Genomic DNA, 24,916 nt, shown 5'->3' on the forward strand with positions numbered 1-24,916 from the left:
AAATTAAAAATCAGGACATCCGCTTCACAACGTTTCGTATATAACTTTGCCGGTAAGACTGAGATCATAGCCACGTAATTGGTCTAATTGAGAGCGGTATTCTGTAGAACTAACGGCTGCCTTAATGATTTTGATTAACTCCTCGTTTTCCTTCGTTTTTAAAATAACTAAATCATATTGCTCCTTAATTAGAGGGATAAAGTCTACATTAATCATGTTGGATGCGTTTTCGATCCCAACACCTGCATCAGCTTGTCCACTAGCCACAGCTGAAGCCACGGAAAAATGGCTGTTCAACTCATTTTCATATCCTTTTAGTGAACGGGCAGAGATACCATTCATTCGTAGCTGTTCATCAAGTAAGGCTCTGGCTCCCGAGCCCTTTTCACGATTAGCAATCGTGATCTGCGACTTAGCTAAATCACTCCACCCTTTTATGTTTTGCGGGTTTCCTTGTTTAACATAAATCCCTGCATTTCTACAAACTAGATTAATGAGTATGAAGGGATGGTTCACCAATAGCGATTTGACATAGGGCAGATTATATTTCCCTGTATCCCCGTCATACAGATGGACACTAACAACATCACATCCTCCCTGATACATAGAAACCAGACTGTTTAAGCTGCCATTATACAATCGTAAAGGGGCAAGAGATGTATGTGTTTCAATATATTTACTTAACATATCTAAAACGACATCTTGACCACTAATGACTACCTGTTTATTGTGATTATTACTAGACCCCATATTTTCCCCTGAGGCATAGTTTTCTTCTTGCACGATACCTGTTTTATTTCTCGATTTATATCTTTCAAGCTCTTGTTGCTCCACCCTCATTTGCCTTCCAACTCGAATAGCGACAAGCTCTTCTTTTTTGATTAGATCATAAACAGTCAATTTTGATATCTTTAGAAATTGAGAAACCTCTTCAATGGTATAGTATGTATTAGTATCCATTCAATCACTCCCCTCTTTTATTATAACTTGAACAGGTTATATTGGTGAATTATTTTGTTAAATTGTATTATATTATAATAAGATATAAATAGTTATAAATGATATTTTTTTAACGTGTCTTTCTATTGTACATGAGTTCAATTCTAGACGACATTCCTTCTAAAATCTATTATATGGTTAGATACGCAGAATACTACAAATCTACTATAGGAAAAATACGCCAATTTCTATTTCACATGGATGAATTTTCTAAAGAAGCGTGATGAAAGTCATTTCTTTTTATAACTAGTTATAGTAAGATATAATCAATTATATCTACAGAGGTGGAAAGCATGCAAAAACAGTTTACGTTCATCGGCATTCTATTATGTTTACTTTTGATTGTCACGGCATGTGCAAATGATCAGAGCACAGACCAATCCTCTGATAATACGGAGACGGAAACAGAGGAGGAGGTTGAACTGACCATTTCAGCGGCGGCAAGTTTGAATGATGCCATGGACGAGATACAGGCAATTTACCAAGAGGAGCATCCCGAAGTAGATCTGAAATTTAATTTTGGAAGTTCTGGTTCACTCCAGCAGCAAATCTCCCAAGGCGCACCGGCTGATCTATTTTTTTCAGCGGCAGAAGATAAATTTGATATATTGGTTAGTAACGGAGATATTGCAGAAGAAGATGGTAAAGCTCTACTCGGGAATGAACTCGTAATGATTGTCCCAGAGGAGGAAGAGGCGGTTACAGACTTTGCGGATCTTGCAACATCAGAGGCAGAAAGTATTGCCATTGGGACTCCTGAATCGGTACCCGCAGGAGAGTATGCCAAGGAATCCCTTGAAAATATGGACTTATGGGAAGAAATCGAGCCAAAAATCGTGTACGCGAAAGATGTCAGACAGGTATTATCCTATGTAGAAACTAAAAATGTTGATGCAGGAATGGTATATAAGACAGATGCTTTGATTTCTGATGAGGTCAATATCGTTTCAACGGCGGCTTCCGATACACATGCACCAATTACATATCCAGTCGGCATTCTCAAGGACTCCGAACATTACGAGGCAGCTGAGGATTTTTATAACTTCCTGCAGAGCGATACGGCATTGAAGGTGTTTGAGGAATATGGATTTACTACTGACTGAGGAATTTTTACGCCCGATATGGCTGTCCTTAAAAGTTGCTTTGTTAGCCGGCATCATCGTAATTATATTGGGAACCTTGGCTGGCCGGATTTTAGCTCGAAAAAAATTCAGGGGAGAAGCTGTTTTGGAGACGATCCTTATGCTCCCTATGGTGCTTCCGCCTACGGTAGTTGGATTCTTGCTTATTGTTATCTTTGGAAGGAATAGCATAGCGGGACAGGCTATCGAATGGCTTTTTCATCAGCCTGTTATTTTTACTTGGGTAGCTGCCGTGATTGCATCTGCTGTTGTCGCATTCCCGCTTATGTACCAATCAGCGAAATCGGGATTTAGAGGAGTAGATCCGAGCATTGAAGAAGCAGCAAGGGTAGACGGCGCAACAGAGAGGAAAATAGTACTTTTGATTTCGATTCCTCTAGCCTCAACGTCACTTATCTCCGGAAGTATTTTAAGTTTCACGCGCGCTTTAGGGGAATTTGGTGCTACTTTAATGTTTGCAGGCAATATTCCAGGAGAAACGCAGACCATTCCTACAGCCATTTATATAGCCCTGAATTCCGGGAATATGGAAATGGCTTGGGCCTGGGTCATTTCTATGATCATCATCTCCTTTGTGATGCTCCTAATTGTCCAGAAAAAACAAGGATAACATTTATAAAATCTCCCTGTCAGAGATCATTATCGATAATGTATGATAAATAAAAAAAGCCAAAAACCAGTATTTATAGTGATTTTGGCTTTTTTGTTATCTGCAAAATTAGGGATAGGCGTTCTTTTTTATACCATTTCCCGAACTTTTCCCGATAAATAACGTACAGATCAGGTCCCCCGGTTCTGATGAAGTAATGCCTCATTACTCGGATGAATGACGATGCCCAGGGCGTTCTGCTCTGAATGGGGCTTCATTACCCGAATGAGTGACCTTTCTTTTGGATTTCCGCTCTGAATGGGGCTTCATTACCCGAATGAGTGACCTTTCTTTTGGATTTCCGCTCTGTACGGGACTTCATTACCCGAATGAGTGACCTTTCTTTTGGATTTCCGCTCTGTACGGGACTTCATCAACCCGATGAGTGACCTTTCTTTTGGATTTCCGCTCTGAATGGGGCTTCATTACCCGAATGAGTGACCTTTCTTTTGGATTTCCGCTCTGTACGGGACTTCATCAACCCGATGAGTGACCTTTCTTTTGGATTTCCGCTCTGAATGGGGCTTCATTACCCGAATGAGTGACCTTTCTTTTGGATTTCTGCTCTGAACGGGACTTCATTACCCGGATGAGTCTTCTTTTCAGCAACTTTCGTGTTCATAAACCTAGCCAACTCAAAATCATCTTTTTGCAACGTTAGATACACCTTCTCTGCTCCCAACGTGTCGCCCTTCTTCTAATACTCCAATTGACGCAGGGATAAATGAATTTCTTGTTCGTCCTCTTTTTTTACGTTGTATTTGCGTATCCTGCTGTCAATTTTCTTTTGTTGTTTGCTGCCCGATTTCCATCTATTGATAAATTGGAAAACAAATTCTCCCCAAATGGAAATCATACCGCGTGACCCAAGGTGAAATCCCATTTGCTCCTTCTCCGAAAGCGGCAGTTGCGTGTTTTCTTCAAATTCTTTTTTATAATCGCCTTGAATGATAATATGCCACTCCTTATTCGTCAATGCGGTAAGCAGCTCCTCAGCGTTATTGGCTTTAACATAAGCATCCTTATCCAATTCCAACAAACTCACCCCCTACAATAAGAATAACCTGACTTAATTTTAACATAATTCATTCAATAATTTGAACCAATTAAGGGGCAAATCCATAGAAAGTCAGTATAAAAATAAAGAAGGATATATAACCGAAGCCCATCAATACAACAAGCCAAAATAGGTACATCATAACTCTTGCCCACGACCTATCAAACCAATTTTGGGTTAAGCGAAATAATCTGTATGCCATTATCAAAAATAAGGGGACAATGTATAAATATGAAAAAGCACTTACCCAAGTAAAAAGTTTTCCGAAGCCTCCATCTACGGGCCCATCGTATAAGTGATAATTAATAGAAATATACCTAATTCCAACCGTAAATAGGATAGATAATAACGTAAAATAAGAGAGAATGGTAATTTTTATACCTCTTTTTTCTCCTTTTAATACCACATATAGAAGAACTAAAAAGAGAATCAAAACCATTATTTTAAACATGATTCACCTCTGATAATACAAGATTTAGATATAAAGTGTTTTTATAAATAGTATAATTGTTTACTAATCTAGCAACATCCACTGCATCTGACGTCTGAAACAGTCTTAATACTAGTCTATTCGTAGTAAGCGTTTTATTCGCACGATCGTATAGCAATAAAATCCCCCTTCATTCCTTCAGTACATTTTCAATCTCCACCCATTTTAACATAACCTTCGAACTATTTTTAAATTCATTTTCAAATTCTGAATTCATGAAGAATGGATGGATGAAGCATTATACCAAGGGGCAAAAGAACGCGTCCCTTTACTTGTTGAAATTATTCAACTCCGGGTAGTTAAACACGCGTTTTTTTGTTACGCTTAGAAAGGGAAAGCGTTTTATATGGATCATTCGTATGGGGGAGATTTTGTTATGAAAAGACTAGTCATTTTAGGGGGCGGCTATGGTGGACTTAAAGTCTTGACAGGCTTATTGGAACATCAGTTGCCTGAAGATATACATATTACAATGATGGATAGAAATCCATATCATTCCGTAAAAACAGAATTTTATACAATTGCGGCGGGAACCTCAGCAGAGAGGGATGTACGCATGGATTTCCCCGATGATAAACGAGTGAATTACGTTTATGGAGAAATCACGAAAATTGATACTGGCAACAGGCAAATTTGGATCAGAGAAAACGACAACCCGATTTCTTATGATTACTTAGTGATTGGGTTAGGTTGTGAGGATGATTATCATGGCGTTAAAGGGGCAGCGGAGTTCACACATAGTGTCCAAACATTCGCCAAGGCCAGACGGACAGGACTGGCAGTCGGTAATCTGGATGCTTATGGAAAAGTCACCATCGTTGGTGCAGGTCTGAGCGGTATCGAAGTCGCTTCTGAAATTAGGGAAAGTAGAAAAGATCTAAATATCCGATTACTAGACAGGGGAGAGTCTGTATTAAAGGCATTTGATACAAAAGTTCAGGAGTACGTACAAGAATGGTTTGTAAAAAATGATGTTGACGTTTTTCACCACTCCAGGGTGGAATATGTAGAGGAACAAGGCGTGTGCAACAAAGGCGTATGTTATGTGGATGACGTCACGATTTGGACAGCAGGCGTACGGCCGAATTATTTAGTAAGGGAATTACCGCTTGAAAAAGATGAACAAGAAAAAATTGTGGTGAATGATTATTTCCAAGTTCCAGGGCAGGAACATATTTATGTCGTTGGCGACTGTGCGTCATCTTATCATTCACCAAGCGCACAACTAGCAGGACAGCAGGGAGAACAAATCGCTGAGGTGTTACTGGCTGTATTGCAGGATAAAGAACCAGTCAAGCCAAAAGAAATAAAACTGAAAGGCACGCTCGGATCCTTAGGAAAATCAGATGGATTTGGCAATATGATGCAAAAATCCGTAACCGGATACCTGCCACGATTGGCTAAGTCTGGCGTACTTTGGTTGAACAAGCGCCATTAATGGAAAGAGCCATAATTTCAGATGAGATTATGGCTCTTCCCATTTACATAAACTTAACCTGTATTTAGCACCGGCTTAAACAAAATATTGTACATTTGCATTAGCAATGACACAGCTTATCCGGAGGTGTACAATGCGATTGCTTGCTAAAGTAAGTGTCTGTCTTGGAGCTGTCCTACTATGTATGCTGTAACTAGAATAATCACATTACTTCATCTATCCGTAGGGCTCTTGAATAACATCCAAGAGCCCTACCCCTAATTTGACAAATTACGACAAAACCTGGGGCGTTCCTGTCACTGTTCGCCCCGATCAAATGGGAATAATTTTTGATTTTTGGCTTCGTCTGCATGTTTTGTGATGATTTCATCAAAGAGTTGCTGCGTGTCTTTATCTTTTGTATTGATGCGAAGTTGCTCGGCACTTTGGATTACTTTTACTTCTTGCACTTCTTTATGAATGTCGACCCAGTCTTTTCCTTCTGTATCAATGCCCAAAATGGTTGCCTCGTGGTTGACTGTGGTTTCAAATACTTCCTTTTGTAATGCCTCCATATCCTTTCCTTCTGTAGCAATATCTAATTCATTTGCTCTTTTTTTCAACCGCTCTTCCTGAACTTCTTTCGCTAACGCTTCTGGTTCTTTCCCTTCTGCTTCAATGCCCATTTCTTCTGCCTTTTCCATCACTTTCTGATGATGGACTTCTTTTGCAAGCGACTTGAAATCTTTCCCTTCTGTTTCCACGCCCATTTCTTGTGCTGCTCGTTTTATTTTAGTTTCTTTCACTTCTTTTCTTAACGTTTCCGCATCTTTTCCTTCCTCGTCAATACCTAGTTCCTCTGCTTGGTACTTTACAAATGCCTCACTTTTGAAAAAGCCGGCTTTTTCGTGCCCTTCCTCATCATGAGGATCTGCCGAAACCGACGAAATCGGACCAACAAACGCCAGTGACAGCAACATTGCAGTAAGTATCCATAAACCTTTTTTCATCTTATCATCCTTCCTCGCTTGGAATTTCCTTCGTTTTATAGCATTTCCCAAGTATGGCTGATCAATGAGGAAAACAAGCAAAAGTTTATTTATCATAAAATACGAAAAGACACGTCCCTCCTTTTTGCAGGGACGTGTCTTTTCGTATTTCATTCATTCCGTTGATAAAAATTCCTTTTCTGCTGCTATCATTAAAAACATGGGTCTTCGATTTTCATCTTGCATTTCAGGTACAGACCTCACCATTTCATCAGAAGGCATTGGTTCCTTGACTGCCCTGATATGAAAACCAGTATGAATTAGATCGTTGATGTAGGTTGAAATCGTGCGATGGTATTTTATAACACGCTCTGATAAGAATGTTGTGTCACGTTTCCCTTCTGATTGGTAGTTGTCAACCGGCCAATGCAGGCGACTCCCTTGATCATCAACATACCAATCTTGTTCGTTCCTAGACGTAAAGATTGGATGTTCCACAGAGAATAAAAAAGTACCACCTGGCTTTAGAGAATTAGAAACGCTTTGACAGATTGCCTCAAATGATTTCGTATAATGAAAAGCTAGCGAACTGATCACCACATCGAAAGGATCGTTTGCAAAATCAACGTCCTCCATTGGCATTTGTATATACGAAATAGAGGGATCATCCGTTTTTTCACGTGCCTTTTGAAGCATTTTTGCGGAAATGTCTACACCAACGACAGCCCGTGCCTGTTGCTCTCGAGCATAGCGGCAATGCCAACCAAAACCGCATCCCAGATCAAGCACACGCTTATTTCGCAGACGGGGCATTAAGGTTTTTAACACATGCCATTCCCCCGCTCCTTCCAGTCCGTTAACGGATCGAGGCATTTGCGCATATGCAGAAAAGAAATCTGGATCATCATATTTATTCTGTTTCACAAGCTATACATCTCCCTTATTGCTTGTCCATCATGTACGATAGGCATGTCAATATAAGTCTTGCGCCCATTTGCTTAATGGCTAAAGGCATTTATTCTAGGAACGTACTCTATGTCATGCAATCTCTTAGGTGAAAATGGTTATTTAAGACGATGCTCCGACTGTGCAAAGGCTGCTTTGTAATCGTGGTTAATCGTGCTTCGTGTACAAATAAAAATGATCACGTTCACAGCCAATAAAACGATGAAACCAGCAAGCCCTGTCAACCCGTTGAGCAATTCCGGATTTCCGCCAGCTACGATTATAATGCCTAGGGAAGTACCACCATTGATGACACCATGAAAAAATGCAGCCGGAAAAATGGAACGCGATTTAATCGTAATAAAAGACAAAATCGGTGATACAAGCATGCAAAACACCGTCATCATGAAGACACCAAAGATAGGGGTACTGGGGTAATTATGACCTGCAAAGAGCGTCAGCGGCGCATGCCACGGCCCCCAGATGACTCCTATGAGCAAAGAGGCTTTCCAGAAACCAAGCTCGCGGAACTCCCTCAATAAAAATCCACGCCAGCCCACCTCTTCTCCAAAAGCGAAAATTGCATTAATGGTAACTCCGCCAATAATAGCTTGACCTAGGAGTAACCATAGCGGATGGAAAGGCAACATCTCAAATAAATCATTCATAGCTGCCGCAGTTCCCGTATCAAGCATGTCTATATAACCTTCCATGCCCAAATCAAGTGTTACACCTGGGAATAAAACAGCAACCAACGCGGTTAGCCCAACAAGCAACAGTGGAAAAATCGCAGCGGCCGGCCACCACCAATTTAGGCGTCCCGTGAACAATAACGGACGGGCGACTGCTTCTTTGTAGATCCATTTTTGGACGATAAAGACGGTAACAAGCGGAAAAAACATATATACGGTCATGAATATGCTTAAGAGAGGCATGTTACTTCCGAGACCACTAAGAAAAAACAAGGAAGCACTACCGAAGGTCAATACGTAGAGCCATAAAACATAAGTCAGGATCTTTCTTTTATTCATTCGCAATTACATTCACCTGCGTTATGTAATGTCAACATTTGATAAGCCATAAAACCAACCTCTCCCTTTTCTCATTATACTTAACATACGTAAATAAGCTTATGAAGTTTCAAAAATTAAGAAGCCAATATCTTTTGAATTCTCATCATATTTTTTATATAATTTCATTCCATTAACGCTACATTACCCCAAAACCCATTCATTAAAAACGCTGTTATTCCTACTGATGTTACTTCTATTGATAACAGCTATCCAAATCAGGTATCAGAACAGAACCCTCCATCAATCTTCTTGCGCTACGGCTCATTACCACTTTTCCTACATTCCAGCCAGATGCCTCCTTTGTTGCTTCGGCACCGACAGTCAACGTACCTGATGGATGACCAAGGCGAAGTTCGGACCTAACATCACCTAAAATTCTGCTCACAGTAGTTCCTGGTATCGAAGCTGCGGCTGCAATGGCTACTGCCCCTGTACCAGTCATAGCGTGATGTAGTTTGCCCATTGAAAGAATCCGTGCCAACATATCAATAGTTCCACCCTCCACGTCTTTTCCAGCAGAAGTGGTGTAATTCGTTGCTTCTTCAAAAAAAGCAATCTTTGGTGTGTGCTGACGCTTCTTAGCATCTTCCACGCTTTTCTCCAGCCCCATGATAACAGCACTATGCGTTCTTATTGATTCAAACTGTTCCAGCAAGGCTGTATTACTGTTTATATCTGCCTGCAGCTCCGTCCCTTTAAGCCCCAACGATGAAGCTACCACAAAGACGGCAGGGTTCCCCGCATTGATTAAAGTAGCCTCTATTTCACCTATACCTGGGACATGCATGATATCTAGCGGATTCCCTGTAGGAAACACCCCACCACCAGCAGCAGCGGGATCAAGAAATTCCAACTTTACTTCCGCTGCTGGAAACGTTACCCCAGCAAGCTCAAAATTCCCTAGTTCCTGTACTTTCCCATTCTTTATTGGAACATGAGCTATAATTTTTTTGCCGATATTTTCCTGCCAAATATTAACGGTGGCCATTCCGTGCTTTGGAGCTTCTACCAATCCTTGATGTATGGCAAATGGGCCAACAGCCGAAGTAAGATTTCCACAATTGCCACTCCAATCTATCAAAGGCTGATCAATAGCTACTTGCCCAAATAAATAATCCACATCACATCCCGGACGATCACTTTTGCTTATAATCACCACTTTACTCGTACTTGACGTTGCACCGCCCATTCCATCGATCTGCTGTCCATAAGGGTCTGGACTTCCCATGATACGCAATAACACCTTATCCCGTGTTGTTGGATCAGCGGGTAAATCATCTTGTAGCATAAAGACTCCCTTGCTTGTTCCACCCCGCATATAAACAGCCGGAATCTCTATTTGTTCTCCCCCATTCTCCATGTTCCTCATTACCTCCTTCAACAAATTATGTAACGTACCTACAATTTAGCATAGAATAGGATTCGCTTTGTTTCGCCATTGTTTATTTAGTCAAAGGCATGAAACACTTTTAAATTATTCCAGGTTGATTTCCAATTCTTTTTTGTTATACGTTCTTCATATATTTTCAGACGCTGCCTGTCCTCTATGAAAAATGGAGTTGGCTTTACCTCTAAATGGACAACATCGCTAATTCCACAAGGCGCTATTAATATCACATTATCCTTCTCATCTAACTTCACACCCAAAGCTGTCGCTGTTTCTGGAAACTTTGAAATAGCATCCATTGAGGAAGAATAAGGCGGTACATTGTTATTAATATGCATTCTTGCTTCATTTTTCACCGACCAAGGAATGTTCGGCATAAGATTTTGAAGCATTTCTTCAAGTGTTTTTTCTGCGGATTCTTTGCGATTTGTAACATCATAATATATCACATCAATATCCGGAATAGGCGTTCTTTCATCGAAATGATGGAGGGTATCCCATATTTTTGAACGAACAAATCCAGCACATATCCACCAATCAAGTAAATTCAATGATTTTGCTGATCGTAATATATCCATCATCCATTCATCTTCTTTTATTAGTGAAATAATTTTACCTTTATCCATTACGATGAAAAATCCCCCTAGAAAATCTTATCTACACGTATTTTAACACAAATATTCTGAACTACTTACGAAATAATCTATTCCCTTAGTTAAAAAAAGCGATGTGATCGCATGGTATCACACCGTTACTAAGCCTTAAAAAGTGCCATTAAGTAGGCGCCTTATTCATCATTCTTATTGATATACTGATTCGGTTCCTCTTCTCCCCCGGTATTACTATTTTTATATTGACTTTTCCGCCCATTACGGTGTTCCCCGCTTTGTTGATTTTTCTTAAACATATTGTTGAATTCTTTTCCTTTGTTAACCATATTTATCAAAACCCCCTCTGTATAAGATTAAGGCTAGTTTTTGATTTTATAAGGTTTTTATTCGTAGGAGGAAAGAACGTTATGTTTATACAGGGAATACCGTCCGCAATAATCCAACCTGACTAGCGGAAACCCCAGGTAGAACTTGACAAAACGCAATTAAATATTTTCCCGTACCACTTACATAAACCACCCTTCTTCCTTAAACTTCGAGATGGCCTCAATCCGGTTGCTCACATTCAGCTTATCCAAAATCACGGAAACATAATTACGAACCGTGCCATTCGTAATAAACAGCTCATTTGCAATTTCCTTTGTCGTTTTGCCCTCAGCAATAAGCTTAATAACTTGCTCTTCCCGACTAGTCAACGGACTTCCATTATCAAGTGCCATATCAACCAATTCCGGAGCGTAAATTCTTCTGCCATCCATAATCGTACGTATCGAAGTTGCCAATTCCTCACTTGGGCTGTCTTTGAGCAAGTAGCCGCTCACCCCGGCACTTCTTGCACGTTCAAAATATCCGGTACGTGCAAATGTAGTCAGCACAATCACTTTACAAGCATCATCTTTGAGTTCCTCTGCCGCATCCAATCCACTTTTTAGCGGCATTTCAATATCCATAATACAGATGTCCGGTTCCTCCCGCTTCACGACAGCTAGCGCTTCTTGCCCGTTCCTGGCTTGTCCGACAACCTCCATATCTTCCTCCAAATCAAGTATAGACCCAAGCGCGCCAAGCAGCATGCGCTGGTCCTCAGCAATTACGATACGAATCACGACAACCCCTCCTCCTCCATTTGTTGAATAACTTGCGGCACTTGAATGATTAGTGTTGTACCATTTGAAGCATCAATTCCTAAGCTCCCATTCACAAACTCCAAACGCTCTCTCATGCCCTGAATACCATTTTCCTTAAAAGGCAATTGATCCGGGACACCTATTCCATCATCCTTGACTTGAAGTATTACTGCAGTAGAAGATTGTACAATGGATATCTGACAACTCGAGGCTTGACTGTGCTTAACTACATTGGTCACAGCCTCTTTTAAACACATACTGAGCACATTTTCAATTAGTAATGGTGTATGGCTAAGATTCGGATTTCCTTCCAAATAAAATTTAATTTGGGCAGCTTGCAAAATTTGCTGGATACGAACCATTTCATCTTTCAATTTCTTGCCTTTCATATCTGAAACCATTTCACGCACTTCTTTTAAAGCCGTCCTTGCTGTCTGATGAATATCACGAAGCTCCGATTTCGTTGTTTCCGGTTTTGCTTCTACTAATTTCCCGGCCAAATCACTTTTGAGGCCAATGAGGGAGAGCTTTTGCCCCAAGGTGTCATGTAGGTCGCGCGCAATTCGGTGCCGTTCCTCCACAACAACTAATTGGGAAATCTTTTCATTTGCGTCCTGTAACTGATCCTCCAACCTTTCCCGCTTATTCCGATTATATAATGTAAATGGCAGCAGAATAACACCAATTACAGCAATGAGGATAAACGGCAGCTGGGAGAAGAAATATTCATTCGTTGTAAAAAATCCAATACCCACAGCACCAATTGTGGTGACAAGATGAACCACATACAAGGTGATGAACCCACCTTTATGCTGAATGTTTCCAATGTAAAAAGCTAAAAACAAGGCGAAATAAACATAGCCCAGAAACACTGTCATCACAACACTTATCACCATATTTAAGCTCACCGATACATATACCGTCCATGTCCATGTCGGCGAAAGAAAGGAGACCCGGTATATCGCGAAAAACAGCAAAATCATGACGATACCAAAAATAATTTCCCACATGCCCGAGGAACGAAAGACAAAATAGAATGGTAAAACACAAAATATAATCCAAGCGTAGGCACTCAGTCCGGTGTTCTTCGGAATAATATGGTACCAGCTTTGCATCATGAGGCCCCCTTTTTGACAAGTATAATTAGAAATCTAACAATTGCCAAGCCTTTAGGCAATTGCGTCGTTGCACCTATACGGTTTACCTGAAAAAAAGCGACCCACTGACGGCCGCTATTTTACATCGTATTTATTTTTCTTGAATGCTTGTTTTCGGGTGATTGAGATGCAGGTTCAACTTTCTTCGTTTCAATACAGCTTTCACCTCCGAAAAACTTACAAACGTTTTATTTGCTTCATCATAAAGCCTGAAACGAATCGACTTTAAGCTGGAAGCAAGCGTGATTGTTGTCGCCTTCTGCAGGGGTGGTGTGGATTCATGTGCCTTCTCCAAATTATAATTCGGAACCCTTGGACTTAAGTGATGCACATGATGGTAGCCAATACTTCCTGTCAGCCATTCCATTACTTTCGGCAGCTTATAATAGGAGCTTCCATCAACAGCAGCTTTTACAAAATCCCATTCATCTTCATTTTCAAAGTAGGAATCTTCAAACTGATGCTGTACATAGAACAGCCATATCCCTGCCGCACCCGCTACGAATAGAATCGGAAGCTGAATGATCAGGAATGCCTGCCAGCCAATTGCCCAAATGATTAACCCATAAATGACAGCAATAGAACTATTGATCAAATACGTATTCATGCGTTCCTTCCGTTTTGCCCCTTTTCGATTAAAACGGTTGGATACAAGGAAAAGGTAGATCGGGCCTAATCCGAACATAACAATCGGTGTCCGGTACAGACGGTACGTGAGTCTGCTCCAAAAGTTTGCAGCAACATATTCATCCACCGTCATCACCCACACATCTCCCGTGCCACGCTTATCTAAATTACTGCTCGTTGCATGATGGATTGCATGACTTCGTTTCCATTTATCAAAAGCAAATAACGTAATAATCCCCGTGATTGTACCGACAATCCGGTTCGTCTTACTGCTTTTGAAAAAAGATCCATGCGTACAATCATGGAATATAATAAATGTCCGAACGACAAACCCAGAGGCTACCACCGCTAAGGCCACAGTTAGCCAAACGGAAATGGACAAACTTTGGTATGCAAGGAACCAAATCAGGAAAAACGGGATGATTGTGTTAATCAGCTGTATAATGCTCGCCTTGTGATCCGAACTTGCAAAAGGAATGACACTTTTTCTTAATTCTGCCTGTTTTTGTTTACTCATAGCATACATCCTCCAAAGATAGGTTTTTTCATAATACGCAATCTCTATCTTTATTGTAAATAGAAGCCATGTGCTAAAAAAGGCATAAACGTCAAGGCTGTGACATGACAAGTGTCATATATATTACAGCTCGATCCATTTGAAAAAATATGACAATTCCCGGGTGGTACCAGGCGCCTAGTTTCTCCGCACGGACATGACTAACAGGAGAACGCCAATGCCCAGCATGATTGTTGCGCTAGAGGTAAAGGGCAGATCAAATACTTGTGAAGTTGCTCCCGACAGGGTGGATCCCGCTACAGAACCCAGGGAGAAAAAGGCATAGAAAATACCATATGCTTTGCCTCGATCAACCATTGATGACACCTCGGAGACAATCTGATTCATCGAAGGGAACACTAGCGCAAATCCCACACCGTAAATCATCATTAACAGAAAACTGAGCCAATGAATCGCAGTAAAGTTTAAAGACAGATGTACGAGTCCAATAATCGTCAACCCTATGATGACTAAGTAAATGGGAGAAAACTTTTCATAAATAGCGTTCATTGGGCTGACAAAGATAATGATCGCAACAATCCCAAATGTTGTTAGCAGCATCCCTGTTGCTGCGGAGTCAAGTCCCATTTCATCTACCTTTAATGGCAGGGCAAACGCTAATGTTCCATTACTTACCATAAGTCCAAAAGCAGCTAAGGACGCTTGTATAAGCAATGGTTGTTTTAAAAGGGGAATAAAATCCCCAATGGCAACTTTATTTCTTTCCTTGGAAGAAAAGGACTCCTCCACAAAGTAAACGATTAATAGGGAGCTGATAAGGAATAATGCAGCAACCAGCCAGAATACATAATCAATTTGCGCTCTTGCAGCCATGATACCTCCCACCGCAGGGCCCACAATGGCAGCAATACCAATACATGCGCCGGTGAGCGCCATTGATTTTCCTCTTGACCCTTCCTTTGTCTTATCTCCCACATAAGCAAAGGCTGCCGGTATCAGTAATCCGCCTGCAACCCCATGAAGAAACCGTATCATGAAAAGCTGTCCCCCTGTTTGGGCAAATGGATAGAAGAAAAGAATAACTGCTCCTCCAAGCATACCAATTAACAGGATTTTTTTACGGCCAAATAAGTCAATCCAATGCCCACCAAATATATTACCAATCATATTCGTCAGTGAGTAAACAGCGACAATAGCCCCTGCCAAAAAATGCGATGCCCCTAAATCCAACGCATATGGTGTAATAATCGGCAGTTGGATAAATGTATCTAAAAATGAAACAACAATAATAAAATATAAAACCTTCGTCATCCTAAATTCCTCACTTTCTCTCCCCCATTATAAACCACACACGAAGAAAAATCCTATCATAAAAGCAATAAAAAACGACAAATTTCGGGTGTCCCGGGCACTATCTTAACAAAAGCTTTACATTAGCAACATACCTTCTTTACATTCACCTATTATACTAGCAATTGAGGGGCGGGATACGCTCTAAAATTCATAGCTATCTAAGGGAGGGCAATTATATGAGGTTTGAGAAGGTTTCATTTTTTGTAGGATCAGCTGCACTTGCTGTTGTGCTTGCAGCCTGTGGGGGAACGAACGCGGAAGAAGGCGAAGTACAGGACAACAATGAATCGGAGGAATTAGAAGGTAATATTGTTATTGACGGATCAGGAACGGTTTATCCCTTAATGTCGCGATTGGCTGAAGAATACATGGCAACCCAAGAGCAAGGTGTATCTGTTGAAGTAAGCCGTGCAGGTACAAGCGCTGGATTTGAACGGTTTTTAGCGGAAGATGGAACAGACTTTAATGATGCTTCACGCCAAATAAAAGAAGAAGAACAGGGAAAAGCAGATGAACTTGGCATCGATGTACAAGAACTGAAATTAGCCTTAGATGGTTTAACGATGGTCATTCATCCAGATAATGACTGGGCAACCGAAATGACGGAACAAGAAGTCAAAGACATTTTCCTTGCTGAAAGCGGGATTACGACATGGGCTGACATCAATGAGGAATGGCCTGATGAGGAAATCAATAAAATGGGACCAAATGAAAACCATGGTACGTATGAGTTTTTCTATGAAACGATTCTCGAGGAACAAGATTTAGACCCCAATACGAATCTTCAACAAGAATATTCAACACTTGTTAATCTTGTCTCCGAAGATGTAAATGGCATTGCATTCTTTGGTTTTGGTTATTATGTCAACAACCAGGATGACCTTCAGGCCGTGAGCGTTGATTTCGGCGACGGCCCGGTTGAGCCAAACCTTGATACCATCGCTGAAGATGGGGACTACGCAAACTTTACGCGACCGGTGTTCACGTATTTAAACGTAAATCAGGCTCAGGAGAACCCTCAAGTAATGGACTATGCGCTCTACATGATGGAGAATACCAACGATTTCGCGGGTGAAGCTGGATTCGCCCCAATTCCGGAAGAAGAAGCTCAAGGATATGTTGAAGACCTAGAATCACTTCAATAAGTTTCTATAAGGTAGGAGCTTGATAAGGGGCGCCTGTCTTATTGTCTATAAAGCATGAAAGGAGCTTCGGGAAATGGCAGCTAGCAGGGAGAATAACCGTATCAATGTTCGCGAATTAATCAATAAAAACAAAAATGGTAAGAACATGTCCCGCTTGACGGAAAACATCATTCCAACGATCCTGTTCATGATTGCATCCATTTCCATTCTGACAACCGTTGGCATTATTTACACGCTTTTATCCGAGGCGATTGAATTTTTCAGGCGAGTACCTATTTGGGACTTCTTTACAGGCACTGTCTTGCGACCATTAAGCCAAGACCCGGCATTTGGTATTTTACCACTCATCAACGGCACCATCATCTCCTCTTTGATTGCAATACTTGTTGCAGGACCGATTGGAATGATGACAGCTGTTTATTTGAGTGAATATGCTTCTGAAAAACGTAGAAGAACATGGAAACCAATGCTTGAAATACTTGCCGGTATACCTACCATCGTTTATGGGTTTTTTGCTTTTACATTTGTAACACCGGTAATAAGAACTATTTTTCCAGCAGTAGAAGCAACGAACATCCTTAGTCCCGGGCTTATTATGGGAGTAATGATTATTCCTATGATCGCTTCCCTCTCGGAGGATGCGATGACTTCTGTTCCGAATTCGATGCGTGAGGGTGCGCTTGCTTTAGGTGCCACCAAACTTGAAATGACATTCAAAGTGGTCGTTCCAGCTGCCCTATCGGGAATTATCTCTTCCTTTGTGCTGGGTATTTCCCGGGCAATCGGGGAAACGATGATTGTGACTATTGCCAGTGGGAGCTCGAAGCATTTCACATTTGACATCACGCAATCGATGCAAACCATGACCGCCTATATCGTTGAAGTAGCCGGTGGCGATGCGCCTGCCGGAGAGACGATCTATTACAGCTTATACGCCGTTGCGCTGACGCTATTTGTTTTCACACTTATGATGAATCTACTTGCAAGATACATCGCTCGTAAGTTTAGGGAGGAATACTAAGATGCAATATGTTGACACGGGAAACGTTCAGAAGCGATTAAACAGCCGGCTGTTAAAAAACAATCTATTCAAGGGCATTTTTTTCCTTGCTACGATTTTTGGATTAGTGGTACTGGCGGTCCTGCTCATTCGTGTTGGAACACAAGGGATTAGCTGGATGGACTGGAATTTTCTCACAGGTAGATTGTCGACAGATGCCGATCGTGCCGGAATTATGGGAGCCATTCTTGGAACATCGTGGTTAATGCTTGTGGTTATTCCGGTTACGCTATTTTTAGGCGTTGGTACAGCCATTTACCTGGAATTATATGCGAAAAAAGGAAAACTGCAAACCATCATAGCAACGAATATCTCAAACCTAGCGGGTGTTCCTTCTATTGTGTATGGGCTATTAGGTCTAACCGTTTTTGTCCGGGCCATGAGCGTTGGAAATGTAGTACTGGCCGGAGGGCTAACCCTATCCTTGCTGGTACTTCCGATTGTGATTGTTTCAGCGCAAGAAGCTATTCGTGCCGTACCTCAGCATTTAAGTGAGGCATCTTACGGAATGGGTGCGACGAAATGGCAAACCGTGAAGAACATCATTTTACCAGCAGCAATACCAGGAATTTTGACAGGGTCCATATTGGCACTATCCCGCGCGATTGGGGAAACAGCGCCACTAACTGTACTGGGAATTCCAGCATTATTAATCCCATTCCCTGAAGGGTTTTTTGACCCATTTACAGCACTGCCCATGCAAATTTACTACTGGACACTCGATTCCTCCCTCGTTGATGAATATGCATACTTGGCCGCTGCAACCATTGTCGTATTGCTTATGTTGTTGTTCTTATTGAATGCTGTCGCAATACACATTAGAAATAAATTTGGGCAAAGGTATTAATATTAGAATAAAGGAGAACTGATTATCATGACAACTGCTTTAGAGAGGAAAACGGAGTTAACATTAGTCGGTACAGCCGAATCCAAAGATTGGAATAAGAAAAGCGTCTACAATACCCATGATTTAAATCTATGGTATGGGAAAACACACGCATTAAAAAATATAAATTTGTCTATCTATGAAAAAGAAGTAACTGCCATCATCGGCCCTTCAGGCTGTGGTAAATCCACATTTATCAAGACATTAAACCGCATGGTCGAACTTGTTCCGAACGTAAGTACAACCGGTACGATCACATATAAGGATAAAAATATTTTAGATAAATCTTTTAACGTCGAGGACTTACGGACACGCGTTGGAATGGTCTTTCAAAAACCAAACCCATTTCCAAAATCCATTTATGACAATATCACTTATGGTCCAAAGATCCATGGTATTCGTAACAAAAAAATATTAAATGAAATCGTGGAAAAAAGCCTTCGTGGCGCTTCCCTCTGGGATGAGGTTAAAGATCGATTGAACGAAAATGCATACGGACTTTCCGGCGGACAGCAGCAACGTCTTTGTATCGCTCGTTGCTTAGCTATTGAACCAGAAGTTATTTTAATGGATGAACCAACATCATCGCTTGATCCGAAATCTACATGGCGGGTTGAAGAACTGATTCAAGCGCTTAAAAAGGAATATTCCATTATCATTGTTACACACAACATGCAACAGGCCACCCGCATCTCCAATAGAACAGCTTTCTTCTTACATGGGGAAGTGATTGAATGTGATCAAACGGATTCTATTTTTAATAATCCGGTTGACGATCGGACGGCAGATTATATTTCAGGAAGATTTGGATGAGAGAGTAGGGCTCGCGTGGCTATAGGGCAACATGCAATGCTACAAGACTATCAATTTGATGGTCTTTTTTGTTGATACGAAATGAATGTTGTTAGGACTGTTTTAGCGCCACTCGCCCACCGTATCCTGCGTCATTTCAATCAGTTTTCTCAGCTTGTCTATCGGTACTTGCCCCGGAGCTGAGCCTTGCACGCTTAAGCCGAATGTAATGATGGATCCGTATGCCCAGCCTACGATTCTGCTCAAACTACCCATCGCGCCCATCGACATGGTGACAATGGGAATGGTTAGCGCTTCATCTGTTTCTTTTGTTATTTCCAGTAAGCGTAATACATCCTCTTTCGTCTTAGGCATGACTGCTATCTTCGCAATATCAGCCTCGTAAAACTCTGCCTTGAAGGCGTGTTTCATAATATCTGACGTTTGAGGTGTGCAATCAAAATTATGATAGGATAGGATCATTTTTTTGTTGTATTGTTTGGATATTTTTCGTAGTTTTTTTATATAATCAGGATTGTTGGATACTTCAAAATCAATGATTGCAACAGCTGAATGTTTACATATTTCGCACAGTAAATGAATTTTTTCTTCCTCAGACAGGGAGATCTTTTCCCCCCCTTCTTTTTCCGATCGAATAGTAAAAAGCACGGGTTTTCCGCTAGAGGAAATTTCCTCAGCTACAGCTAAAACAGATTCGGCATCATGAAGCGCTTGAAAGCAATCTGCGCGCCATTCGATCATATCCGGGCTTTTCGCAATAATCGATTTTAGCTCAGCTCGAATTTCTTCTTTATTTTTCCCGGTTAGTGGTGTACAAATATAGGGCGGTTTTTTGTTAGGAAATAGCGCTGCTGTCATCAGAAATTTCACTCCTTCATTGTTTCACTTATCATAACTTACTTTTGAAAATTTCGCCATAAAACTGGCAAAATATGAGACAAAACAAAGAATATCGTGTACAAACCCGGATCAACTTAAAAATGAAAAAGCTTGGACAATAGAACATCGCCCAAACTTATTCGCTCACTTTTTCAATTCAAGCAGTTTCTCTTTTAATTCATTTTCCATACTGGCTATTTCTCTTTCTGCCTGTTGGCGTTTCTCCCTGCCTTCTGTTTGAATGTTCATGGTTTCCTCGATGGTGGTGATCAGGCTTTCTTGTGTTTTCTTTAATGTTTCAATGTCCACAAGGCCGCGTTCATTTTCTTTCGCCGTTTCAATGGAATTGGTTTTCAGCATTTCTGCGTTTCTTTCGAGTAGTTCATTCGTTGTGTTGGACACTTGTTTCTGTGCTTCCACAGCATGGCGCTGACGGATCAGGGTAAGCGCAATTGCGATTTGGTTCTTCCAAAGTGGGATTGCGGTCAAAATGGATGATTGTATTTTTTCGACCAATGCCTGGTTCGTATTTTGAATGAGACGTATTTGTGGTGCACTTTGTGTGGTGATTTGCCGACTTAGTTTCAAATCATGCATGCGCTTATCAAGTCGTTCGACAAATTGCAGTTTATCATTGACCTCCTGCACATCCATTTGGTTCTGACTCTGTTCCGCTTTACGCTTCAGCTCAGGTATGACGTTCTTTCCCAGTTCTTCCAACTTCACTTCACCAGCAGCAATATAAATATTCAATGCCTCGAAATAGTCTTTATTTTTATCAAACACCTCTTGAAGCATATCATTATCTTTCGTTAATGCCGTTTTATAGTGGTCTAACTTGACACTGATGCGGTCAATCTGTGCACCGGTTTTTTGATACCTTGAAAGGATTTCATTAACGGATCCTTGGATTTTTCCAAATATCCGGGAAAATAAGCCACGTTTCTCCGGCTTAAGTTCATCCGGATTTACTTGCTCGAGTTTCTTCATTAAGTCTTCCAGAATCCCGCCAATTTCTGAAGCATCATTCGTCTGGACGTGTTCAAGCATCGAATGGGAAAAATTCAGCAGCTTATTCTGAGCCTCTGTTCCAAACTGGGTAATGGCCTGATAATTATTCGAATCGATCTGTTCTGCCAACCGGATTGCCTGCTCTTGGCCTTCTTCATCTAACATATCGAATTGTCGCTGCGGCTTTTCCTCATTCGTGGTTTGTGCGACGTTTCCCTGATTACCAAACGGATTTGCCAATAAATCTTCTACTTCCTTTGGTCGTCTCGGTTCATGTTGTTCATTCATTTCAAGGCCCTCCTGTTTGAACTCGCCCGTTTATCTATGGATTGCTTGGCCACATCCAGCTCAAAATCCAAGATGTCCAAATCATCATCAAGCATGGTATGCAAATCCTTCTTAACGGTTTCGTTCATAATCGCTAACGTGTGACGAGTATCTCGCAAAGATTGGTTCATCTCTTTTGTCCTAGCTGGTTGCCCAGACAGGTATGCATATTTTTCGGTTAATGCAACGAGGGAGTCCAAATGTTCGTAGTAAAAGCGTTCAGCTTTATAGAAACGCTTCGGCTCCTTTTTCGTGTTTGTATAAATTTTCCGTACGGTTATCATGATTTCAAAATTTTGTTTAGCCTGCGCGAAATTGCGGACACTTCGCAAGGATCGGTTCAGGCGTGTTATTTTTTCTTTCGCTTCTTTCAGGTTTTTTTCGATAAATTTATATTCTCTACGACTCAGGCCATTCTGCTTCCGCCTGCGAAAATCCGTCATCTGCTTTATGGAAATATAAACGATCCCTCCACCGAAGATAGCGTACAGACCAGCTAGCCAAATCGTTTGCTCAAAGGCGAAAAAGCTAATCAGCCATGTCAGTATCGCCGCTGAAGAAGCGGACATGGATCGTATGATAAATTGAAGAAATGCTTTCATCATTCCAACTCCTATTTGGAATCTGACGTAATGGTAGATAAGTTCAGATAAGACAATACCTTGTATACGATAAAAGTCGTCAAAAGGTTTCACTTCTATTTTACGTTATTATAGTACCCGATGCCAAGTGGGAGGAACTATCGTATTGACAGCGCATCGTTCTACCACCTGAATGTAGAGAAGAACAACCTCTTCGATGACATTATTCGACAAAATGTGGGGCGTGACAGGCACTTCAATGAACTGCTATCATAGATGTAAGACAAATAGGATAAGAAAAGAGGATAAGCTATGAAAGCCATCATTGTAAAGCATCCTGGCGGGGCGGAACAATTACAAGTAGCAGAACAGCCCAAGCCGGAGATTAAATCCGATGAACTATTGATTAACGTGAAGGCGGCCGCTGTGAACCGTACTGATATTCTAAGCCGGGAGGGACAGTCCGCTTACATGACTAATCCCATTTTAGGGATTGAAGTCGCCGGTGTCGTAGAGGCATCTGGAAACGGTACGGAGGATAAAAACGGCATGCGTGTGACAGGGCTTGTTAACAGCGGGGGCTATGCTGAATATGCAGTAATGCCAGCTGACAGGGCGATGGAGATACCGGAACATTTATCTTTTGAGGAAGCGGTCGCCATTCCAGAGGTGTTTCTAACCGCCTATCAGACCTTATTTTGGCTAGGCAATTTAAGTAAAGATGAGACCGTATTGATCCATGCAGGCGGAAGCGGCGTTGGAACCGCAGCCATACAGCTCGCTAAACAGCTAACCAACGCCAAAGTGATTACAACAGCCGGATCAGAGGAAAAACTCCAATTTTGCCGTTCATTAGGTGCAGATGTGGGCATAAACTATAAAGAACAGCACTTTGACGTGGAAGTCATGAAGGCTACCAACAATCAGGGCGTTGATTTGGTACTTGACTTTATTGGCGCTTCCTATTGGGAAAAGAACTTAAACAGCATAAACGTGGACGGGCGCTGGATTCTGATTGGAGTATTAGGCGGCGCTGTGATTGAGAACGTAAATTTAATGGATATCATGAGCAAGCGTATTAAGCTGATAGGCACCTTGCTTACCCCTAGAAGCGATGATTATAAAGCAGCTCTATCGAAAGACTTCGAAACAAAGGCCATGCCTCTATTTGAGCGTGAACAACTAAAACCCGTCATTGATCATGTATTCAGTCCTGGCGAAGCACAACAGGCGCATGAGCACATGGAAAGCAATAAAAATATCGGCAAGATTGTATTGAAAATGGATGATTAAACGTTCCATTCAGCAAATTTCGAGGCGTGCCTGTCACTTGTATTATGGAGGTTTTTAATATGAAACTGGAAAACATCATTACAAAATTGCAGAATCGAGAGCCGCGAATACTTGGACAGGAGGAATTTCGAAAATCGGCGGTATTGCTGCCGCTCATCGAGGTAGAAAATGAGATTCATATTTTATTTGAAGTCCGATCGATGCAAATGCGTAGTCAGCCTGGTGATGTCTGTTTTCCAGGTGGGAAAATCGATAAGGAGGACAAAGATCCAAAAAGCTGTGCAATTCGAGAGACGACGGAGGAACTTGGGATAAGAGCAACTACTATTAAAGACATGGTTCCACTTGATTACATCGTGGCTGATTCAGGCAGAATGATTTACCCGTTTATTGGCAGTATTACCAATCCGGATCACATTCAGCCAAGTGAAGCAGAGGTCGAGGAAGTTTTCACTGTACCATTGAATTTTTTCCTCCAAACGAGGCCGGACGTGTATAAAGTAAACGTTCAAGTCGTGCCGGAAGAAGATTTTCCTTATGACCTTATTGTTGGCGGGGAAAATTATAACTGGAATACGCGTTCCATTGATGAACTTTTTTATACCTACAACGGCAAGGCAATTTGGGGACTAACAGCAAAGATATTGACACATTTTTTGACTTTGCTGGATAGCAACAGCTACTATTAGGAGAAATGTGCGTGCATGAAGGGGACATACACAAAACCGTTCGTGCACCCTATTTTTAGGAAACTTGGCTTTTTGTACGTATGTTATATAAGAAAGGTTCCTTATCGATTAAGTAAAGGTTGTCAAATTAAGGTTTATCGTCTTCCTCCAAAAGTCCATCCGTATGAAATTGGTATGTAGCCAAGTCCACGTTCCCAGTCTTGCTAACCTCAACACCTTCATCCTCCAGCATCGACTTCTGATTCATCACGCCTTCCTCACTTCTTAACGCAATTTGCCCCTTCACATTAATAACTCGATGCCAAGGCAAGTTATGTTTGCGGCTCATGGAATGTAAAATGCGCACAACCTGTCGTGCCGCACGTGGGCTACCCGCAACACGGGCCACTTGCCCATATGTCATCACCCGCCCCTCAGGAATTTGCTGTAGTACGGTTATGACGTTTTCTGTGAATGGTTTCATGTTTTCACTCCTCCTAAAGCGACGAAAAAGTTGGGGGATCGACATCGCTCGTTGACTTCTATATGTAGTTTACATGTAAAAATCCTGTTCGTATACCGAACACTACTATTATCGTTTCGTTCTGCCAAGCATGATATCTTTCCCCTACAGTTACTTCCTAATGGATGTCTATATTTTTATATTTTGGTAACATAATAAAAGAAGTAATGTATTTGGAAGGATTGTTTAA

The 24,916-nt window shown here is 41.4% G+C and carries 27 protein-coding genes; 9 read left to right on the forward strand and 18 right to left on the reverse strand.

The window, feature by feature from the left end; all coding sequences use genetic code 11:
- Nucleotides 1-24: 24 nt before the first annotated feature.
- Nucleotides 25-960 (reverse strand): substrate-binding domain-containing protein, encoded by a 936-nt coding sequence (locus KFZ56_RS18345; RefSeq protein WP_222643620.1) that lies wholly within the window; start codon nt 958-960, stop codon nt 25-27.
- 332 nt (nt 961-1,292) lie between these two features.
- Between KFZ56_RS18345 and modA the strand changes: the two genes are divergently transcribed.
- Nucleotides 1,293-2,102: a molybdate ABC transporter substrate-binding protein gene (gene modA, locus KFZ56_RS18350; RefSeq protein ID WP_222643621.1), complete on the forward strand. Its 810-nt coding sequence runs from the start codon at nt 1,293-1,295 to the stop codon at nt 2,100-2,102.
- Complete coding sequence (gene modB / locus KFZ56_RS18355; protein ID WP_222643623.1) at nt 2,083-2,751, forward strand: molybdate ABC transporter permease subunit; 669 nt, start codon at nt 2,083-2,085, stop codon at nt 2,749-2,751. Before modA ends, modB begins: the two co-directional genes overlap by 20 nt.
- A gap of 568 nt (nt 2,752-3,319) precedes the next feature.
- Here the strand turns inward: modB and KFZ56_RS18360 are convergent.
- From KFZ56_RS18360 to KFZ56_RS18370, 3 genes are all read right to left on the reverse strand, one after another.
- A complete protein-coding gene (locus KFZ56_RS18360; protein ID WP_222643625.1) occupies nt 3,320-3,472 on the reverse strand; it encodes a hypothetical protein in 153 nt (50 codons plus the stop codon).
- A gap of 15 nt (nt 3,473-3,487) precedes the next feature.
- On the reverse strand, nt 3,488-3,826 hold the full coding sequence (locus tag KFZ56_RS18365) for a hypothetical protein (RefSeq protein WP_255585226.1): 339 nt from the start codon (nt 3,824-3,826) through the stop codon (nt 3,488-3,490).
- Nucleotides 3,827-4,290: 464 nt separating this feature from the next.
- The gene (locus KFZ56_RS18370; RefSeq protein WP_222643626.1) at nt 4,291-4,455 is read right to left on the reverse strand and encodes a hypothetical protein; all 165 of its coding nucleotides are present in this window, start codon (nt 4,453-4,455) and stop codon (nt 4,291-4,293) included.
- Between the two features lie 258 nt (nt 4,456-4,713).
- Here KFZ56_RS18370 and KFZ56_RS18375 point away from each other — a divergent pair, with 258 nt between their 5' ends.
- The gene (locus KFZ56_RS18375) at nt 4,714-5,775 is read left to right on the forward strand and encodes an NAD(P)/FAD-dependent oxidoreductase (RefSeq protein ID WP_222643627.1); all 1,062 of its coding nucleotides are present in this window, start codon (nt 4,714-4,716) and stop codon (nt 5,773-5,775) included.
- Nucleotides 5,776-6,071: 296 nt separating this feature from the next.
- On the opposite strand, the gene KFZ56_RS18380 is transcribed toward KFZ56_RS18375, so the two are convergent.
- The 10 genes from KFZ56_RS18380 to KFZ56_RS18425 all read right to left on the reverse strand — a co-directional run bounded on the left by KFZ56_RS18380 (nt 6,072) and on the right by KFZ56_RS18425 (nt 15,498).
- Complete coding sequence (locus KFZ56_RS18380; RefSeq protein ID WP_222643628.1) at nt 6,072-6,764, reverse strand: hypothetical protein; 693 nt, start codon at nt 6,762-6,764, stop codon at nt 6,072-6,074.
- A 153-nt stretch (nt 6,765-6,917) separates the two neighbouring features.
- Nucleotides 6,918-7,667, reverse strand: coding sequence for a class I SAM-dependent methyltransferase (locus KFZ56_RS18385; RefSeq protein WP_222643629.1), 750 nt, complete (start codon nt 7,665-7,667; stop codon nt 6,918-6,920).
- Nucleotides 7,668-7,807: 140 nt separating this feature from the next.
- The gene (locus KFZ56_RS18390) at nt 7,808-8,719 is read right to left on the reverse strand and encodes a CPBP family intramembrane glutamic endopeptidase (RefSeq protein ID WP_222643630.1); all 912 of its coding nucleotides are present in this window, start codon (nt 8,717-8,719) and stop codon (nt 7,808-7,810) included.
- A gap of 235 nt (nt 8,720-8,954) precedes the next feature.
- Nucleotides 8,955-10,121 carry a 2-methylaconitate cis-trans isomerase PrpF gene (prpF, locus tag KFZ56_RS18395; RefSeq protein ID WP_222643634.1) on the reverse strand — a complete coding sequence of 389 codons (1,167 nt, stop codon included), beginning with the start codon at nt 10,119-10,121 and terminating at the stop codon, nt 8,955-8,957.
- Nucleotides 10,122-10,207: 86 nt separating this feature from the next.
- Nucleotides 10,208-10,774 (reverse strand): nucleotidyltransferase family protein, encoded by a 567-nt coding sequence (locus tag KFZ56_RS18400; protein ID WP_222643636.1) that lies wholly within the window; start codon nt 10,772-10,774, stop codon nt 10,208-10,210.
- A 161-nt stretch (nt 10,775-10,935) separates the two neighbouring features.
- Nucleotides 10,936-11,085, reverse strand: a complete 150-nt coding sequence (locus tag KFZ56_RS18405; protein WP_222643637.1) for a hypothetical protein — start codon at nt 11,083-11,085, stop codon at nt 10,936-10,938.
- 180 nt (nt 11,086-11,265) lie between these two features.
- Nucleotides 11,266-11,865, reverse strand: a complete 600-nt coding sequence (locus tag KFZ56_RS18410; RefSeq protein ID WP_222643638.1) for a response regulator transcription factor — start codon at nt 11,863-11,865, stop codon at nt 11,266-11,268.
- Entirely contained in the window at nt 11,862-13,001 is a 1,140-nt protein-coding gene (locus tag KFZ56_RS18415) for a sensor histidine kinase (protein ID WP_222643639.1), read from the reverse strand. Before KFZ56_RS18415 ends, KFZ56_RS18410 begins: the two co-directional genes overlap by 4 nt.
- A gap of 133 nt (nt 13,002-13,134) precedes the next feature.
- Nucleotides 13,135-14,187: a Delta(5) desaturase DesA gene (gene desA / locus KFZ56_RS18420; RefSeq protein WP_222643640.1), complete on the reverse strand. Its 1,053-nt coding sequence runs from the start codon at nt 14,185-14,187 to the stop codon at nt 13,135-13,137.
- Nucleotides 14,188-14,364: 177 nt separating this feature from the next.
- Complete coding sequence (locus KFZ56_RS18425) at nt 14,365-15,498, reverse strand: MFS transporter (RefSeq protein ID WP_222643642.1); 1,134 nt, start codon at nt 15,496-15,498, stop codon at nt 14,365-14,367.
- Nucleotides 15,499-15,716: 218 nt separating this feature from the next.
- Here KFZ56_RS18425 and KFZ56_RS18430 point away from each other — a divergent pair, with 218 nt between their 5' ends.
- From KFZ56_RS18430 to pstB, 4 genes are all read left to right on the forward strand, one after another.
- Entirely contained in the window at nt 15,717-16,685 is a 969-nt protein-coding gene (locus KFZ56_RS18430) for a PstS family phosphate ABC transporter substrate-binding protein (RefSeq protein ID WP_222643643.1), read from the forward strand.
- 73 nt (nt 16,686-16,758) lie between these two features.
- Entirely contained in the window at nt 16,759-17,706 is a 948-nt protein-coding gene (pstC, locus tag KFZ56_RS18435; RefSeq protein ID WP_222643644.1) for a phosphate ABC transporter permease subunit PstC, read from the forward strand.
- 1 nt (nt 17,707) lies between these two features.
- Nucleotides 17,708-18,592 carry a phosphate ABC transporter permease PstA gene (gene pstA, locus KFZ56_RS18440; RefSeq protein WP_222643645.1) on the forward strand — a complete coding sequence of 295 codons (885 nt, stop codon included), beginning with the start codon at nt 17,708-17,710 and terminating at the stop codon, nt 18,590-18,592.
- Between the two features lie 27 nt (nt 18,593-18,619).
- Nucleotides 18,620-19,444 carry a phosphate ABC transporter ATP-binding protein PstB gene (pstB, locus tag KFZ56_RS18445; RefSeq protein ID WP_222643647.1) on the forward strand — a complete coding sequence of 275 codons (825 nt, stop codon included), beginning with the start codon at nt 18,620-18,622 and terminating at the stop codon, nt 19,442-19,444.
- 102 nt (nt 19,445-19,546) lie between these two features.
- On the opposite strand, the gene aroD is transcribed toward pstB, so the two are convergent.
- The 3 genes from aroD to KFZ56_RS18460 all read right to left on the reverse strand — a co-directional run bounded on the left by aroD (nt 19,547) and on the right by KFZ56_RS18460 (nt 22,263).
- On the reverse strand, nt 19,547-20,302 hold the full coding sequence (gene aroD / locus KFZ56_RS18450; protein WP_222643649.1) for a type I 3-dehydroquinate dehydratase: 756 nt from the start codon (nt 20,300-20,302) through the stop codon (nt 19,547-19,549).
- 165 nt (nt 20,303-20,467) lie between these two features.
- Nucleotides 20,468-21,622: a toxic anion resistance protein gene (locus tag KFZ56_RS18455; RefSeq protein ID WP_222643650.1), complete on the reverse strand. Its 1,155-nt coding sequence runs from the start codon at nt 21,620-21,622 to the stop codon at nt 20,468-20,470.
- Nucleotides 21,619-22,263, reverse strand: a complete 645-nt coding sequence (locus KFZ56_RS18460) for a 5-bromo-4-chloroindolyl phosphate hydrolysis family protein (RefSeq protein ID WP_222643651.1) — start codon at nt 22,261-22,263, stop codon at nt 21,619-21,621. Before KFZ56_RS18460 ends, KFZ56_RS18455 begins: the two co-directional genes overlap by 4 nt.
- 291 nt (nt 22,264-22,554) lie before the next feature.
- On the opposite strand from KFZ56_RS18460, the gene KFZ56_RS18465 reads away from it, so the two are divergent.
- Nucleotides 22,555-23,535: an NAD(P)H-quinone oxidoreductase gene (locus tag KFZ56_RS18465; protein ID WP_222643652.1), complete on the forward strand. Its 981-nt coding sequence runs from the start codon at nt 22,555-22,557 to the stop codon at nt 23,533-23,535.
- Between the two features lie 59 nt (nt 23,536-23,594).
- A complete protein-coding gene (locus KFZ56_RS18470; RefSeq protein ID WP_222643653.1) occupies nt 23,595-24,224 on the forward strand; it encodes an NUDIX hydrolase in 630 nt (209 codons plus the stop codon).
- Nucleotides 24,225-24,351: 127 nt separating this feature from the next.
- Here the strand turns inward: KFZ56_RS18470 and KFZ56_RS18475 are convergent, their stop codons facing one another.
- Complete coding sequence (locus KFZ56_RS18475) at nt 24,352-24,687, reverse strand: MGMT family protein (RefSeq protein WP_222643654.1); 336 nt, start codon at nt 24,685-24,687, stop codon at nt 24,352-24,354.
- Nucleotides 24,688-24,916: the final 229 nt, after the last annotated feature.

The organism is Virgibacillus sp. NKC19-3, assembly GCF_019837165.1.
GTDB classification, from domain to species: Bacteria; Bacillota; Bacilli; order Bacillales; family Amphibacillaceae; genus Virgibacillus_L; species Virgibacillus_L saliphilus.

What these genes read in the sequence shown, in the direction of transcription:
- KFZ56_RS18390 (WP_222643630.1), bottom strand. Translation starts at nt 8,719, where the DNA reads ATGAATAAAAGAAAGATCCTGACTTATGTTTTATGGCTCTACGTATTG.
- KFZ56_RS18475 (WP_222643654.1), bottom strand. Translation starts at nt 24,687, where the DNA reads ATGAAACCATTCACAGAAAACGTCATAACCGTACTACAGCAAATTCCT.
- desA (WP_222643640.1), bottom strand. Translation starts at nt 14,187, where the DNA reads ATGAGTAAACAAAAACAGGCAGAATTAAGAAAAAGTGTCATTCCTTTT.
- modA (WP_222643621.1), top strand. Translation starts at nt 1,293, where the DNA reads ATGCAAAAACAGTTTACGTTCATCGGCATTCTATTATGTTTACTTTTG.
- KFZ56_RS18375 (WP_222643627.1), top strand. Translation starts at nt 4,714, where the DNA reads ATGAAAAGACTAGTCATTTTAGGGGGCGGCTATGGTGGACTTAAAGTC.
- KFZ56_RS18400 (WP_222643636.1), bottom strand. Translation starts at nt 10,774, where the DNA reads ATGGATAAAGGTAAAATTATTTCACTAATAAAAGAAGATGAATGGATG.
- KFZ56_RS18405 (WP_222643637.1), bottom strand. Translation starts at nt 11,085, where the DNA reads ATGGTTAACAAAGGAAAAGAATTCAACAATATGTTTAAGAAAAATCAA.
- KFZ56_RS18430 (WP_222643643.1), top strand. Translation starts at nt 15,717, where the DNA reads ATGAGGTTTGAGAAGGTTTCATTTTTTGTAGGATCAGCTGCACTTGCT.
- KFZ56_RS18425 (WP_222643642.1), bottom strand. Translation starts at nt 15,498, where the DNA reads ATGACGAAGGTTTTATATTTTATTATTGTTGTTTCATTTTTAGATACA.
- KFZ56_RS18345 (WP_222643620.1), bottom strand. Translation starts at nt 960, where the DNA reads ATGGATACTAATACATACTATACCATTGAAGAGGTTTCTCAATTTCTA.
- modB (WP_222643623.1), top strand. Translation starts at nt 2,083, where the DNA reads ATGGATTTACTACTGACTGAGGAATTTTTACGCCCGATATGGCTGTCC.
- KFZ56_RS18465 (WP_222643652.1), top strand. Translation starts at nt 22,555, where the DNA reads ATGAAAGCCATCATTGTAAAGCATCCTGGCGGGGCGGAACAATTACAA.
- KFZ56_RS18470 (WP_222643653.1), top strand. Translation starts at nt 23,595, where the DNA reads ATGAAACTGGAAAACATCATTACAAAATTGCAGAATCGAGAGCCGCGA.
- pstB (WP_222643647.1), top strand. Translation starts at nt 18,620, where the DNA reads ATGACAACTGCTTTAGAGAGGAAAACGGAGTTAACATTAGTCGGTACA.
- pstA (WP_222643645.1), top strand. Translation starts at nt 17,708, where the DNA reads ATGCAATATGTTGACACGGGAAACGTTCAGAAGCGATTAAACAGCCGG.
- KFZ56_RS18455 (WP_222643650.1), bottom strand. Translation starts at nt 21,622, where the DNA reads ATGAATGAACAACATGAACCGAGACGACCAAAGGAAGTAGAAGATTTA.
- prpF (WP_222643634.1), bottom strand. Translation starts at nt 10,121, where the DNA reads ATGGAGAATGGGGGAGAACAAATAGAGATTCCGGCTGTTTATATGCGG.
- KFZ56_RS18460 (WP_222643651.1), bottom strand. Translation starts at nt 22,263, where the DNA reads ATGAAAGCATTTCTTCAATTTATCATACGATCCATGTCCGCTTCTTCA.
- aroD (WP_222643649.1), bottom strand. Translation starts at nt 20,302, where the DNA reads ATGACAGCAGCGCTATTTCCTAACAAAAAACCGCCCTATATTTGTACA.
- KFZ56_RS18415 (WP_222643639.1), bottom strand. Translation starts at nt 13,001, where the DNA reads ATGCAAAGCTGGTACCATATTATTCCGAAGAACACCGGACTGAGTGCC.
- KFZ56_RS18380 (WP_222643628.1), bottom strand. Translation starts at nt 6,764, where the DNA reads ATGAAAAAAGGTTTATGGATACTTACTGCAATGTTGCTGTCACTGGCG.
- pstC (WP_222643644.1), top strand. Translation starts at nt 16,759, where the DNA reads ATGGCAGCTAGCAGGGAGAATAACCGTATCAATGTTCGCGAATTAATC.